The following is a 12,187-nucleotide window of genomic DNA, read 5'->3' as shown; positions in this document are numbered from 1 at the left end:
TTCGGGGTCGTCAAGAGGTGCCGTCGACACCCCCTCGCCGCGACCACCTCATCGTGGTTGCGCCAGCATAGCCATACTTCCGGTCGTAAAACTATAGGTTGGGATGATTAAGTTCGCGGATGCCGCGGGCGACCCGATCCGAGGAGGTCGGGAAGCTCCGACATGTCGGCGAACACGCGCGATGCACCGGCCCCGAGCAGGGCTGCGGGGGCGGTCGCGGCCGGCCCACCGGGTGCGAAGCCGAAGACGGTCGCCCCGGCGGCCACGCCGGCCGTCACGCCGGCGACGGTGTCCTCGACGACGGCGCATTCGCGGGGGTCCACGCCGAGGCCCGCGGCGGCCGCGAGGTAGACGTCGGGCGCGGGCTTGCTGCGGGCGGTCTCCATGCCGCTGTACACGTGCTCGCCGAAGGCGTCGGCCAGCCCGATCTTCGCCAGCTGCAGCTCGATCTTCGCCCGGTCGGCGCCCGAGGCGCAGGCGATGCGCCCGTCGAACGCCGCGGCGACGGCCGCGACCGCGGCGACGGCACCAGGGATCGGCTCGAGCTCGACCGCGAGGGCGCGATTGCGGCGGTCGCGGAACTCGAGCAGCCAGGCCCGGTCGGGCCGCACGCCCGTGTGCTCCTCGATGACGTCGAACTCGTCGGTCAGGGCCCGGCCGATGAAGCGCTCGACGCACTCCTCGCGACTGATCGGCCAGCCGAGCTCGTGCAGCATGCCGCGCAGCACGCCGTTCGTGATGACCTCCGAGTCGACGAGCACGCCGTCGCAGTCGAAGAGCACGGCCTGGAAGCGCTGCACGGGAGTCACTCCATCGACGCTACCCGGCGGATGTCGCGCGAGACGACGGATGCCCCGGGGCGTCGGCCCCGGGGCATCCGGTCGTGCGAGATGCGAATCGGAGATCAGCCGATGCGGATCATCTTCTTGTTGACGAACTCGTCGGCGCCGAAGCGGCCGAGCTCGCGGCCCGAGCCGGAGCGCTTGATGCCGCCGAAGGGCAGCTCGGCGCCGTCGGCCCCGACGACGTTGACGAAGACCATGCCGGCCTCGATCTTGTCGGCCACGCGCAGGGCCTGCTCGTCGTCGGTCGTGAACACGTAGGAGCCGAGGCCGAACGGGGTGTCGTTCGCGAGTTCGATGGCGGCGTCTTCGTCGGCGACCTTGAAGACCTGCGCGACGGGGCCGAAGAACTCCTCGTGGAACGCGTCGGAGCCGGGCTTGACGTCGGTGAGGATCGTCGCCGAGTAGTAGTTGCCGTTGCGGGTGCCGCCGGAGTGCAGCGTGGCGCCCTGCGCGACGGCGCGCTCGACCTGGTCGGCCAGGCCGTCGGCGGCCTTCGCGGAGGAGAGCGGGCCGAGGGCGGTGCCCTCCTTGGCCGGGTCGCCCTCGGCGACGGCGTTCATCGCGGCCGTGAACTTGTCGAGGAACGGCTGGTAGAGGTCTTCGACGACGATGAAGCGCTTGGCCGCGTTGCACGCCTGGCCGTTGTTGTCGACGCGGGCGAAGACGGCCGACTCGACGGTGGCGTCGAGGTCGTCGGTGGAGAGCAGGATGAAGGGGTCGGAGCCGCCGAGCTCGAGCACGACCTTCTTCAGGTGGCGACCGGCGATCTCGGCGACCGCGGCGCCGGCGCGCTCGGAGCCCGTGAGCGAGACGCCCTGCACGCGCGGGTCGGCGATGATCGTCTCGATCTGCGCGTGCGACGTGTAGACGTTGATGTAGGCGCCCTCGGGGAACCCGGCGTCGAGGAAGATCTGCTCCATCGCGGCGGCCGACGCGGGGCACTGCTCGGCGTGCTTGAGCAGGATCGTGTTGCCGATGATGAGGTTCGGGCCGGCGAACCGGGCCACCTGGTAGTACGGGAAGTTCCACGGCATGATGCCGAGCAGCGGGCCGAGCGACGAGCGGCGGATGAGGGCCGAACCCTCGCCTGCGAGGAGGTCGATCTTCTCGTCGGCGAGCAGCGACTCGGCGTGGTCGGCGTAGTACTCGTAGATGGCGGCGGCGAACTCGACCTCGCCGACGGCCTGCTCGATGGGCTTGCCCATCTCGCGGACGATGATCTCGCCGAGCTCCTGAGCGCGCTCGTTGTGCAGTTCGGCGACGCGGCGGACGAGGGCGGCGCGCTCGGCCACGGTCGTGTTCTTCGACCAGGTGCGGTGCGTCTCGGTCGCCTTCGCGATGGCGGCCTGCAGTGCGTCTTCGGTGATCGTGTCGAAGGACTCGACCGTCTCACCGGTGGCGGGATTGATCACGGCATAGCTCATGGGGTTTCTCCTTTTCGGGTGCACACGCAGAGCTTCGTCTGCCTCGGTGCATACGCTCGAATCAAAGATATATCAACGGATGATTTGATTCGACCCGGATGCCGCGGGCGGGCGTCGGGCGGATGTCGCGGGGCCCGGCCGGTCACAGCTGCGGCTACGGCCGGGCCGCCGCCGAGGGCGCGACGAGCACCCGGAACGGCGTTCCCTCGCACGCGACCGTCGCGGCCGCGTCGCCTGCGAGCTGCCCGACCTGCAGTGACGGCTCCGTCGAGAGCACGACCCGCGAGTCGGCGTTCACGAGCGCGAGCGGGGCCTCGGCCGCGAGGAATCGGGCGAGCAGTTCGGCTTCGAGCCGCCGCACGGTGATGTCGGCGCCGACCACGCCGACCATGCGCTCGCCGTCGGGCGCATGCACGGGCATCGTGAGCGTGAGCAGGTAGTCGCATGTGCAGAGGTGGTCGACGTAGGGTCCGGTGACGTGCGCGCGGCGCGTGGTCGAGGGGATGCGGTACCACTCGAGCGCGCGGAAGTCGCGGAGGTACTCGGTGTAGCCGCGCGTCGAGAGGTCGAGCCTGGTGGGCGCGTCGGTCGAGCCGAGCACCGGGTTGTCGGCGAGCGGGCCGAGCCACCACGCGAAGTGCACGTCGCGCCCGCGCACGATCTCGCCGTCGGCGATGAAGCCGGCGCCGACGTGCAGCGGGTCGGGCTCGGTGAGCCGGGGCAGCACGAGGCCGGCCACGACCTGGTCGAGTTCGGCCGGTCGCACCTCGCCCACCGCGGTCTCGGCGGCGATCTCGCGGATGCCGGGGGCGATCGCCTGCTCGATGGGGGAGCGCCAGGCGGCGAGCTGCTCGAACACCCCCGAGAACAGGCGGGAGACGGCGGCGGCCGCGTCGAGCGCGGCGGCCGGCACGCGGTCGGGGGTCGGCTGATCAGTGGGCATCGATGCCACCTCCACGTTCGACCCGGGCCTTGGCGGCGAGCAGCCGCCCGGCGAGGGCGGTCACGAGCTCGCCCGCGGCCGCACGGGCGTCGGTCGGGCGGTGTGCGGCGACGCCGGCGACGATGCGGCGGTCGGCGGCCGCGGCATCCGCCCGCTCGCCCTCGTCGTCGAAGCCGAGCAGCAGGAGCGGGCCGAACTCGGCCTGCAGGCGGATCTGCTCGCGCACGAGCCTGGCCGACTGGCTCAGCACCGCGAGCTCGAGGAAGAACCCGCCCTGGTTGGTGCGGGCGCCGGCGGCGGTCGTGAAGTCGGAGCCGTCGAGCCATGCGCCGAGGCGCTCGGCGTCGGCGTCGGAGGCGCGTTCGGCCGCGCGCTCGGCGATGCCGGCGAGGATCGCGCCGAAGTAGACGGCCATGTCGCTGAGCTCGACGAGCGCGAGGGCGCGGAGGCGGGCCGTGAGGATCGTGCGGTGGTCGGCGTCGTCGGGCACGACGAAGCTGCCGCCGTCGCGCCCGCGGCGGGTCTCGACGAGGCCGGCCTCGCGCAGGATGCCGAGGCCCTCGCGCACGGTGATGAGGGCGACGCCGAAGCGGCGGGCCAGCTCGGGCTCGCTCGGCAGGCGCTCGGCCGGGTGGAGCACGCCGAGCACGATGCCGTCGGTGAGGCGCTGCGCGACCTGTTCGGCGCGACCCGCATCGGCGAGCTGGGCGAACACGGCTTCGCGTGCGCCGGGGCCCACCCTCGATTCCATGCGTTTCAGGCTAGTGGAGCAGGGGGGTGTCGGCTGGCGGCGCGCGGAGAAATCATTCAAGATAGGATGTATTCGCGCGGCGCCGACGCCGTGCCACACACGCGAAGGCGGAAGCGATGCACGACGAGCCCACGACGGCGCCGGCAGGTCGACCCGACGGTGTGCTCGCGGGCATCCGCGTCGCCGACTTCTCGCGTGTGCTCGCCGGCCCCTACGCCACGATGATGCTCGCCGACTTCGGCGCCGACGTCGTGAAGATCGAACCGCCGACCGGCGACGACACCCGGCACTGGACCCCGCCCGTCGACGCGAACGGGCAGGCCACCTACTTCGGCAGCGTCAACCGCAACAAGCGCTCGGTCGCCCTCGACCTGACGGATGCCGCGGGGCTGGCCGAAGCGCATCGGCTCGCAGGTTCGGCCGACGTCGTCATCGAGAACTTCCGCCCCGGCGTCATGGCCAGGTTCGGGCTCGCCTACGACGACGTGCAGGCGCGCAACCCCGGCGTCGTCTACTGCTCGATCACGGGCTTCGGCGCCGGTCGCGGCGCGGCGCTCGCCGGGTACGACCTGCTCGTGCAGGCCGTCGGCGGGCTCATGTCGATCACCGGCGAACCCGGCGGCGACCCCGCGAAGGCGGGCGTCGCGCTGGTCGACGTGCTCACCGGGCAGAACGCGCTCGCCGGCATCCTGCTCGCCCTGCGCGAGCGCGACCGCAGCGGTCGCGGCCAGCTCGTCGAGCTCGACCTGCTCGGCAGCCTGCTCTCGGCGCTCACGAACCAGGCCGCCTCGACCCTCGCCACGGGCGCCCCGCCGCGCCGCCTCGGCAACGCGCACCCGAGCATCGCGCCCTACGCCGTGTTCCACGCCGTCGACCGCGAGCTCGTGATCGCCGTCGGCAACGACAAGCAGTTCCGGGCGCTCGCCGAGGTGCTGGGCGAACCCGCACTCGCCGACGACCCTCGCTTCGCCGCGAACGGCGCGCGCGTCGCGCACCGGCACGAGCTCACCGAGATCATCGAGCAGCGCCTCGCCGCGGCATCCGCCGCGCACTGGATCGCCCTGCTCGAGCCGGCCGGCGTGCCCGCCGGGCTCGTGAACGACATCGCCGAGGCCATCGCGTTCGCCGAGTCGCTCGGGCTCGAGCCGGTCGCCGAGACGCGCCGGCCCGGCGGCGGGGGCTCGGCCGACGACCCGTGGCCGAGCCGCTCGGTCGCCAACCCGATCCGGCTGTCGGCCACCCCCGCGACCTACGTCACCCCGCCGCCTCGGCTCGACGAGCACCACGGCGCCGACTGGCATCCGCTCGACCAGCACGAACCCTCGAAAGGACCGCACGCATGACCGCCACCGCCCCCCGCATCGACTCGGTGTTCGACCTCGACGCCCTGCTCACCGAGGAGGAGCGCGAGTGGCAGCAGCGCGCCCGCGCCATCGCGCAGGAGCAGATCGCACCGATCATCGAGGACGACTTCGAGAACAAGCACTTCCGCCGCGAGCTCGTCAAGGTGCTCGGCGACGCGGGCCTGCTCGGCATGCACCTGCAGGGCTACGGATGCGCCGGCGCGGGCGCCGTGGCCTACGGGCTCGTCTGCCTCGAACTCGAGGCCGCCGACAGCGGCTGGCGCACGTTCGTGTCGGTGCAGGGCTCGCTCGCGATGAGCGCGATCCACAAGTACGGATCAGAGGAGCAGAAGCAGCAGTGGCTGCCCGGCATGGCCGCCGGCGACCTCATCGGATGCTTCGCGCTCACCGAGCCGCAGGGCGGCAGCGACCCGGCGGCGATGACCACGACCGCGCGCCGCGAGGGCGACGAATGGGTCATCGACGGCGCCAAGCGCTGGATCGGCCTCGCGTCGCTCGCCGACGTGGCGGTCGTGTGGGCCCGCGTCGACGACCCGTCGGGCGCGTTCGGCGAGGGCGGCGCCGCCGTGCGCGGCTTCCTCGTGCCGACCTCGACGGCCGGGTTCACGGCGACGCCCATCGACGGCAAGCTCTCGATGCGCGCCTCGGTGCAGTGCGACGTCGACCTCGACGGCGTCCGCGTGCCCGCCGACGCGATCCTCCCCGGCGCCCGCGGACTCAGCGGCCCGTTCGGATGCCTCAACGAGGCGCGCTACGGCATCGTCTGGGGGGCCATGGGCGCCGCGCGCTCGTGCCTCGAGTCGGCGCTCGAGCGCTCGACCACGCGCGAGGTGTTCGGCAAGCCGATCGGCGCGAACCAGCTCACGCAGGCGAAGCTCGCCGACATGTTCGTCGAGGTCGAGAAGGGCGTGCTGCTCGCCCTGCACCTCGGCCGGCTCAAGGAGCGCGGCGCCCTGACGCCCGCCCAGATCTCGGTCGGCAAGCTGAACAGCGTGCGCGAGGCGCTCGAGATCGCGCACCAGGCGCGCTCGATCCTCGCGGGCGACGGCATCACGAACGCGTTCCCCGTCATGCGGCACGCGGCCAACCTCGAGTCGGTGCGCACCTACGAGGGCACCGACGAGATCCACCAGCTCGTCATCGGCCGCGCCCTGACGGGCATCGCCGCGTTCTAGCACCACTCGCGTCACCATCACCACCATCACCAACAAGGAGCAGTCATGAAGGCAATGGAGCCTCGACTCACCCGCGCCGTCGTCGAATGGACCGGATGGGGCACCGCCCCCGTCCCGGTGCGCGACGATGCCCGCGTCATCGCCAGGTTCGGCGCCACGGCCGGACCGGCCCTCGTCAAGGCGGCCCGACGCCTCGAGGCCGACTACAGCGGGTGCTCGGCGGAGTTCCGCACGCGGCATCCGGAACTCGGCATCGACGCGGTCGAGGCGCTCGCCTGGGCGAACGCGCACGCGAGCGAGCACGCGCACGACGCGGCGTAGGCCGCCGACGACGCCGAAGGGCGCCAGGGACTGAATGCCCTGGCGCCCTTCGGCGTGCAGCGCAGCGCGCCGCGTGGTGCGGTGGCGTCAGTTGATGCCGGGGATGATCAGCCAGTGGTTGACCAGCACGACCCAGATGGCCGTGACGACGAGCGCGGCGATCGTGACCCCGCGGCCCGTGCGGCCGCCGGCGAAGAGGGCGACGACGAGCGCGATGATGGTGGCGACGCCGAGCACGAGCGGGCCCCACGGGATGCCGGGCACGAAGAACGAGAGCAGGAACAGCGCGGCGACGATGACCTCGATGACGCCGACGACGGTCGAGCCGCCGCGGGCGCGCAGACGCCAGATGCCGTCGACGAGGGCGAGGACGCCGCCGACGAGGGCGAGGAGCAGGAGCCAGGACAGGGTGATCATGTGGTTCCCTTCGGGTAGCGGTGCGGGGACACCGGGCCGCCGGCAGCTTCCGACGACCTCGCAACGGTAGCGATGCCGCCGCGGGCGATATCGGGGGTTGCGCGTCCGGCGCCGGAGCGTGTATCTCGCGCGAAGTGCGCCCGCCCGACGCGCATGCGCACGCCGCTCCGGGAATGCAACGGGGGGTCACGCGGTTTCCCTCTAGGTCGCCCGCGTGATGGACTCGAACAGCGCCGGGCGGCCGAACACGGTACCGGCACGATCTGCCATCCCCACGAACGGAGCACCACCCATGTCACGCGTCCGCAGCATTCTCGGCCTCGCCGCCGCATCCGCAGCCGTCCTCGCCCTCGCAGCCTGCTCGAGCGGCACCCCCGCTGCGAGCGACGACGCGGCCGACAACGAGTTCGGACTCGTGAAGGCGGGCACGCTCACGGTCGCGACCGAGGGCACCTACCGTCCGTTCAGCTACCACGACGAGGGCACGGGCGACCTGGTGGGCTACGACGTCGAGATCGCCGAGGCCGTCGCCGACGAGCTCGGTCTCGAGATCGAGTTCCAGGAGACCCAGTGGGACGCGATCTTCGCGGGCCTCGAGGCCGGCCGGTTCGACGTGATCGCGAACCAGGTCTCGATCAACCCCGAGCGCGAGGAGTCCTACCTCTTCTCGACGCCGTACACGGTCTCGCCGAGCGTCGTCGTCGTGAACGAGGGCGACACGTCGATCTCGAGCTTCGAAGACCTGAAGGGCAAGACCACCGCGCAGTCGCTGACGAGCAACTTCTACGAGCTCGCGACCGAGGCCGGCGCGAACGTCGAGGCCGTCGAGGGCTGGGCCCAGGCCGTCGCGCTCCTCGAGCAGGGCCGCGTCGACGCGACCGTCAACGACAAGCTGACCTTCCTCGACTACCTGAAGACCAACCCCGACGCGAAGCTCGAGGTCGTCGCCGAGACCGACCCGAGCGAGAGCGCCCTCGCCTTCACGAAGGACAAGACCGCCCTCGTGAAGGCCGTCGACGAAGCCCTCGCGAAGCTCAAGGAAGACGGCACGCTCGCCGAGATCGGCGAGAAGTACTTCGGCGCCGACGTCTCGCAGTAGTACCTTCCAGAGCAAGCGTGCGAACGCACCTGCTCGAGTGCGAGCGCGTCCGCTCCGGCGGACGCGCTCGCGTCTCGGGTGGGCCGTTCGCCTGATCGGAAGGGGCTGCCGACGTGGATTCCTCGGGCTGGCAACTGTTCCTCGACTCCTTCTGGCCGATCGTCTGGGGCGGCATCAGCGGCACGATCCCGCTGGCGTTCGCGTCGTTCGCGATCGGCCTCGTCATCGCGCTCGGCGTCGCGCTCGCGCGGCTCTCGAAGAATCGCGTGCTCTCGGGCGCGGCGAGGTTCTTCGTCTCGGTGGTGCGGGGCACGCCCCTGCTGGTGCAGCTCTTCGTGATCTTCTACGGCATGCCGGCGATCGGCATCGTGCTCGATCCGTGGCCGAGCGCGATCATCGCCTTCTCGATCAACGTGGGCGGGTACGGCGCCGAGATCATCCGTGCCGCCATCCTCTCGGTGCCCAAGGGCCAGTGGGAGGCCGGGTACACGATCGGCATGTCGTCGGGCACGACGCTCCGCCGCATCATCCTTCCGCAGGCCGCGCGCGTCTCGGTGCCACCGCTGTCGAACACGTTCATCTCGCTCGTGAAGGACACGTCGCTCGCCTCGCTGATCCTCGTGACCGAGCTGTTCCGGGTCGCCCAGGAGATCGCCGCGTTCAGCCGCGAGTTCATGCTGATCTATCTTGAGGCGGCGCTCGTCTACTGGCTCTTCTGCCTCGTCCTGTCGAGCGCGCAGGGCCGTCTTGAGAAGAGGTTGGACCGCTATGTCGCCGTCTGAGATCCCTGCCGACCCCCTCGCGCCCCGAGCGACGCCCGACGATGCCGTGCTGCTGACCGCACGCGGCATCCGCAAGTCGTTCGGCGACAACGAGGTGCTGCGCTCGATCGACCTCGAGGTGCGGCGCGGCGAGGTCGTCGTGCTCATCGGCCCGAGCGGGTCGGGCAAGACGACCGTGCTGCGCTCGTTGAACGGACTCGAGACGCCCGATGCCGGCATCCTGAGCTTCGACGGCGGGCCCGACCTCGACTTCGCGGCCAAGGTGACCAAGCAGGGGCGTCTCGCGATGCGCGACCGCTCGGCCATGGTGTTCCAGCAGCACAACCTCTTTCCGCACATGACCGTGCTCGAGAACGTCATCGAGGGCCCGGTGCGCGTGCAGCGCGTGCCGAAGGCGCAGGCGATCGCCGACGCCGAGGCCCTGCTCGAGCGCGTCGGCCTCGCCGAGAAGCGCGACGCGTACCCGTTCGCCCTGTCGGGCGGGCAGCAGCAGCGCGTCGGCATCGTGCGCGCGCTGGCGCTGAAGCCCGACCTGCTGCTCTTCGACGAGCCCACGAGCGCGCTCGACCCCGAGCTGGTCGGCGAGGTGCTGAAGGTCATCAAGGAGCTCGCCGACGAGGGCTGGACCATGGTCGTCGTCACGCACGAGCTGGGGTTCGCCCGGCAGGTGGCCGACGAGGTGCTCTTCATGGACGGCGGCGTGGTCGTCGAGCGCGGTGCGCCGGGGAGCATGTTCACGAATCCGCGCGAGGCGCGCACCCGGCAGTTCCTCGACCGCATCCTGCGCCCGCTCGACTGAGCCGCCGACGAGCCCCGGCGGCGACGCTGGCGTAGCGTTGAGGCATGCCCGCCGTCACGTCCGGACTCTCGCAAGAGGCCCGGACTCGGCGGGCGCGCATGCTGCTGGGGGTGTTCCGGCTGGCGATCGTCGTGCTCGAGATCGTCGCCCTCGTCGGCAACTTCCGCTACGTGCTGGGGTTCCGCAGCTTCGCGACGGCGAACTTCTTCAGCTACTTCACGATCCAGTCGGCGTTCCTCGCCGTCATCACGTTGACCATCGCGGCCGTCTTCGCGCTGAGCGCCCCGCGCGATCCGGCGTGGCTCGGCATCCTCCGCACGTGCGTCACGGTCTACGTGGTGCTCTCGGGCATCGTGTTCGCGATCATCGTGGCCGAGTCCTCGTCGCACGGGTACCGCGTCGACGTGCCGTGGTCCGACACGCTCCTGCACTTCGTCGTGCCGGCGCTCGCCGTGATCGCGTGGTCGGTCGACAGCGTGCTCGGCGTGAACCCGGCGGTGCCGTGGTCGACGGTCGGCTGGGTGCTGCCGTTCCCGGTCGGCTGGCTGATCTACACCCTCATCAGGGGTGCGGATGTCGGGTGGTACCCGTACTTCTTCCTCGACGAGGCCCAGGTCGGCAGCGTGGTCGGCGTCGTCGTCGCCTGCACGATCGTGCTCGCGATCTTCCTCGCGCTGACGGCGACGCTCGTGGCCGTCAACCGGTGGCTGTGGCGAACGGCTCGAGATCGGCGAGCACGGCCGACAGGAAGTCCTGATCCGACAGCTGCTCGAGGCGGGTCGCCTGCGCTGCGGCGATGACGCCGACGAGAGCGGCCTCGCCAGACCCGGTCGCGACGCCCACGTCGATCCACCGTGCGACCGTCGGGAACCCGCCGACCACGCTGAGCACCGATGCCGGTGAGCCGGCGTCGGGCGACTCCGCCTCCGCCGAGGGGTCGGCCGCGACATCCGCACGCCAGAAGGGGTCGTCGAAGGCGAGCCAGACGACGTCGACCACGCCCATGCCGAGCTGCGAGATGGCGAGCTGGTACGGGCGGGGCAGCGCGGGCTGGAACCGCACCTGGTCGGTCTTCAGCACGCCGAGCGGCAGCGTGGAGACGACCCGGTCGACCGTGAGGGACTCGCCCGTGTCGAGACGGAGGCTCACCCTGGTGTCGCTGTAGGCGATCTGGGTCACGCCGCTCATCAGCACCACGTCGAGGCCGTCGGCGAGCTGGTCGAGCAGGTCGGAGATCGGCGCGGTCGGCACGCGCAGGTCCGAGGGCGGTGAGAGCAGCGGCGCAGGATCCCAGGCCTGTGCGGAGACCACGGTCGCGGCGGCGCCCGTCAGCGGCTCGAGCCCGCTCGAGACGGCGTGCCGCAGCCAGCCGGCCGGGCTCACGCCGTCGGCGCCGGGCGTCTCGGAGGCCGGCACCTCGCCCGACTGCAGCAGGGCGGTCGCGACCGACACGTCGTGGGGGAGCGCCTGCGACCAGACGTGGGCGCGCTCGAGCGCCTCGGCGCCGGCGGTCGACGGCTCGAGCGGGGTGCCGTCGGCTCGCACGACCACGGCCGTGCCCAGGAACTCGGTCGTGCCGACGGATGCCGCGGCCAGCGCCTCGACGAGGTTCTCGTCGTCGCCGACGAGCCAGCTGCCGAGCTCGACCGGCGTGCCGAACGCGTCGTCGACGATGGACTGCACGCGCCCGCCGATGCGGTCGCGCGCCTCGATGACGACGACCTCGAAGCCCCGCTCGGCGAGCTCGCGAGCCGCCGTGAGCCCGGCCAGGCCGGCGCCGATGACCGCGACGCGCTCGCCGGCCTCGGCGAGTCCGGCGATGTCGCCCGCGGCCCGGAGCCCGGAGAGGCGGGCGCCCTGCAGCGTGCCGGGTGCGAGCGAGGAGGTCGCCTCGCCCGCGAACACGAGCCGGCCGCCGATGGGCGTCGCGAGCCGCGTGCGCATCTGGTCGGTCGAGCCGAACTCGGCGAAGCTGAACGCGCCGCGCGCATACGGGTCGGTGCCCCACGCGGAGCGACGCATGTTCGTCGGGCGCGGCACGGCCGACGGTGTGGCCGGCGTCGTCGGAGTGGGGGTGGCCGTGGGCGTCGCGGTCGGACGCGGTTCGTTCCACGTGCAGCTCGCGAGCACGATCGCGGAGACCCCGGCGAGCCCTGTGGCAAGGCCCGCCCTGAGGAACGTGCGCCGGGGCATCCCGCTCGACGCGCCCCGTTCGTCCATGCGACTCAGGCTAGCCGAGGGCGTCGCCGACCACACGACGCCGCCCT

Annotated in this window: 13 protein-coding genes; 7 read left to right on the top strand and 6 right to left on the bottom strand. The window is 71.8% G+C overall.

The annotated features are described in order from the left end of the window. Window positions 1-107: 107 nt before the first annotated feature. The 4 genes from GQR16_RS12915 to GQR16_RS12900 form a co-directional block, all read right to left on the bottom strand. On the bottom strand, window positions 108-809 hold the full coding sequence (locus GQR16_RS12915; protein WP_157415566.1) for an HAD family hydrolase: 702 nt from the start codon (window positions 807-809) through the stop codon (window positions 108-110). A 95-nt stretch (window positions 810-904) separates the two neighbouring features. Then, window positions 905-2,269, bottom strand: coding sequence for an NAD-dependent succinate-semialdehyde dehydrogenase (locus GQR16_RS12910; protein WP_157415565.1), 1,365 nt, complete (start codon window positions 2,267-2,269; stop codon window positions 905-907). A gap of 154 nt (window positions 2,270-2,423) precedes the next feature. After that, window positions 2,424-3,212 (bottom strand): cache domain-containing protein, encoded by a 789-nt coding sequence (locus tag GQR16_RS12905; RefSeq protein ID WP_157415564.1) that lies wholly within the window; start codon window positions 3,210-3,212, stop codon window positions 2,424-2,426. Beyond that, the gene (locus GQR16_RS12900; protein WP_157415563.1) at window positions 3,202-3,963 is read right to left on the bottom strand and encodes a FadR/GntR family transcriptional regulator; all 762 of its coding nucleotides are present in this window, start codon (window positions 3,961-3,963) and stop codon (window positions 3,202-3,204) included. The genes GQR16_RS12905 and GQR16_RS12900 overlap by 11 nt, the downstream gene beginning before the upstream one ends. 116 nt (window positions 3,964-4,079) lie before the next feature. Here GQR16_RS12900 and GQR16_RS12895 point away from each other — a divergent pair, with 116 nt between their 5' ends. Genes GQR16_RS12895 through GQR16_RS12885 form a run of 3 tightly spaced genes read left to right on the top strand, consistent with a single transcriptional unit; the run spans window position 4,080 to window position 6,823 of the window. Further along, window positions 4,080-5,306, top strand: coding sequence for a CaiB/BaiF CoA transferase family protein (locus GQR16_RS12895; protein WP_211373510.1), 1,227 nt, complete (start codon window positions 4,080-4,082; stop codon window positions 5,304-5,306). Further along, a complete protein-coding gene (locus tag GQR16_RS12890; RefSeq protein WP_157415562.1) occupies window positions 5,303-6,502 on the top strand; it encodes an acyl-CoA dehydrogenase family protein in 1,200 nt (399 codons plus the stop codon). The genes GQR16_RS12895 and GQR16_RS12890 overlap by 4 nt, the downstream gene beginning before the upstream one ends. 45 nt (window positions 6,503-6,547) lie before the next feature. Beyond that, the gene (locus GQR16_RS12885; RefSeq protein ID WP_157415561.1) at window positions 6,548-6,823 is read left to right on the top strand and encodes a hypothetical protein; all 276 of its coding nucleotides are present in this window, start codon (window positions 6,548-6,550) and stop codon (window positions 6,821-6,823) included. A gap of 87 nt (window positions 6,824-6,910) precedes the next feature. Here the strand turns inward: GQR16_RS12885 and GQR16_RS12880 are convergent, their stop codons facing one another. Further along, complete coding sequence (locus GQR16_RS12880; RefSeq protein ID WP_157415560.1) at window positions 6,911-7,240, bottom strand: hypothetical protein; 330 nt, start codon at window positions 7,238-7,240, stop codon at window positions 6,911-6,913. A gap of 292 nt (window positions 7,241-7,532) precedes the next feature. On the opposite strand from GQR16_RS12880, the gene GQR16_RS12875 reads away from it, so the two are divergent. From GQR16_RS12875 to GQR16_RS12860, 4 genes are all read left to right on the top strand, one after another. Next, window positions 7,533-8,339, top strand: coding sequence for an amino acid ABC transporter substrate-binding protein (locus tag GQR16_RS12875; RefSeq protein WP_157415559.1), 807 nt, complete (start codon window positions 7,533-7,535; stop codon window positions 8,337-8,339). Between the two features lie 113 nt (window positions 8,340-8,452). Further along, entirely contained in the window at window positions 8,453-9,121 is a 669-nt protein-coding gene (locus GQR16_RS12870) for an amino acid ABC transporter permease (protein ID WP_211373509.1), read from the top strand. Next, window positions 9,108-9,920 carry an amino acid ABC transporter ATP-binding protein gene (locus tag GQR16_RS12865; protein WP_157415558.1) on the top strand — a complete coding sequence of 271 codons (813 nt, stop codon included), beginning with the start codon at window positions 9,108-9,110 and terminating at the stop codon, window positions 9,918-9,920. The genes GQR16_RS12870 and GQR16_RS12865 overlap by 14 nt, the downstream gene beginning before the upstream one ends. 44 nt (window positions 9,921-9,964) lie before the next feature. After that, window positions 9,965-10,720: a Pr6Pr family membrane protein gene (locus GQR16_RS12860; protein ID WP_157415557.1), complete on the top strand. Its 756-nt coding sequence runs from the start codon at window positions 9,965-9,967 to the stop codon at window positions 10,718-10,720. On the opposite strand, the gene GQR16_RS20060 is transcribed toward GQR16_RS12860, so the two are convergent. Further along, the gene (locus GQR16_RS20060; RefSeq protein WP_170298498.1) at window positions 10,617-12,140 is read right to left on the bottom strand and encodes a flavin monoamine oxidase family protein; all 1,524 of its coding nucleotides are present in this window, start codon (window positions 12,138-12,140) and stop codon (window positions 10,617-10,619) included. The two genes, GQR16_RS12860 and GQR16_RS20060, sit on opposite strands and share 104 nt — an antisense overlap. Window positions 12,141-12,187 lie beyond the last annotated feature (47 nt).

The organism is Agromyces allii (assembly GCF_009749385.1).
GTDB classification, from domain to species: domain Bacteria; phylum Actinomycetota; class Actinomycetes; order Actinomycetales; family Microbacteriaceae; genus Agromyces; species Agromyces allii.
This window is presented reverse-complemented; position numbering and strand designations above follow the sequence as displayed.

Coding starts and splice junctions, on each gene's coding strand:
- GQR16_RS12910 (WP_157415565.1), bottom strand. CDS start 2,269: ATGAGCTATGCCGTGATCAATCCCGCCACCGGTGAGACGGTCGAGTCC.
- GQR16_RS12905 (WP_157415564.1), bottom strand. CDS start 3,212: ATGCCCACTGATCAGCCGACCCCCGACCGCGTGCCGGCCGCCGCGCTC.
- GQR16_RS12900 (WP_157415563.1), bottom strand. CDS start 3,963: ATGGAATCGAGGGTGGGCCCCGGCGCACGCGAAGCCGTGTTCGCCCAG.
- GQR16_RS12895 (WP_211373510.1), top strand. CDS start 4,080: ATGCACGACGAGCCCACGACGGCGCCGGCAGGTCGACCCGACGGTGTG.
- GQR16_RS12890 (WP_157415562.1), top strand. CDS start 5,303: ATGACCGCCACCGCCCCCCGCATCGACTCGGTGTTCGACCTCGACGCC.
- GQR16_RS12885 (WP_157415561.1), top strand. CDS start 6,548: ATGAAGGCAATGGAGCCTCGACTCACCCGCGCCGTCGTCGAATGGACC.
- GQR16_RS12880 (WP_157415560.1), bottom strand. CDS start 7,240: ATGATCACCCTGTCCTGGCTCCTGCTCCTCGCCCTCGTCGGCGGCGTC.
- GQR16_RS12875 (WP_157415559.1), top strand. CDS start 7,533: ATGTCACGCGTCCGCAGCATTCTCGGCCTCGCCGCCGCATCCGCAGCC.
- GQR16_RS12865 (WP_157415558.1), top strand. CDS start 9,108: ATGTCGCCGTCTGAGATCCCTGCCGACCCCCTCGCGCCCCGAGCGACG.
- GQR16_RS12860 (WP_157415557.1), top strand. CDS start 9,965: ATGCCCGCCGTCACGTCCGGACTCTCGCAAGAGGCCCGGACTCGGCGG.
- GQR16_RS20060 (WP_170298498.1), bottom strand. CDS start 12,140: ATGGACGAACGGGGCGCGTCGAGCGGGATGCCCCGGCGCACGTTCCTC.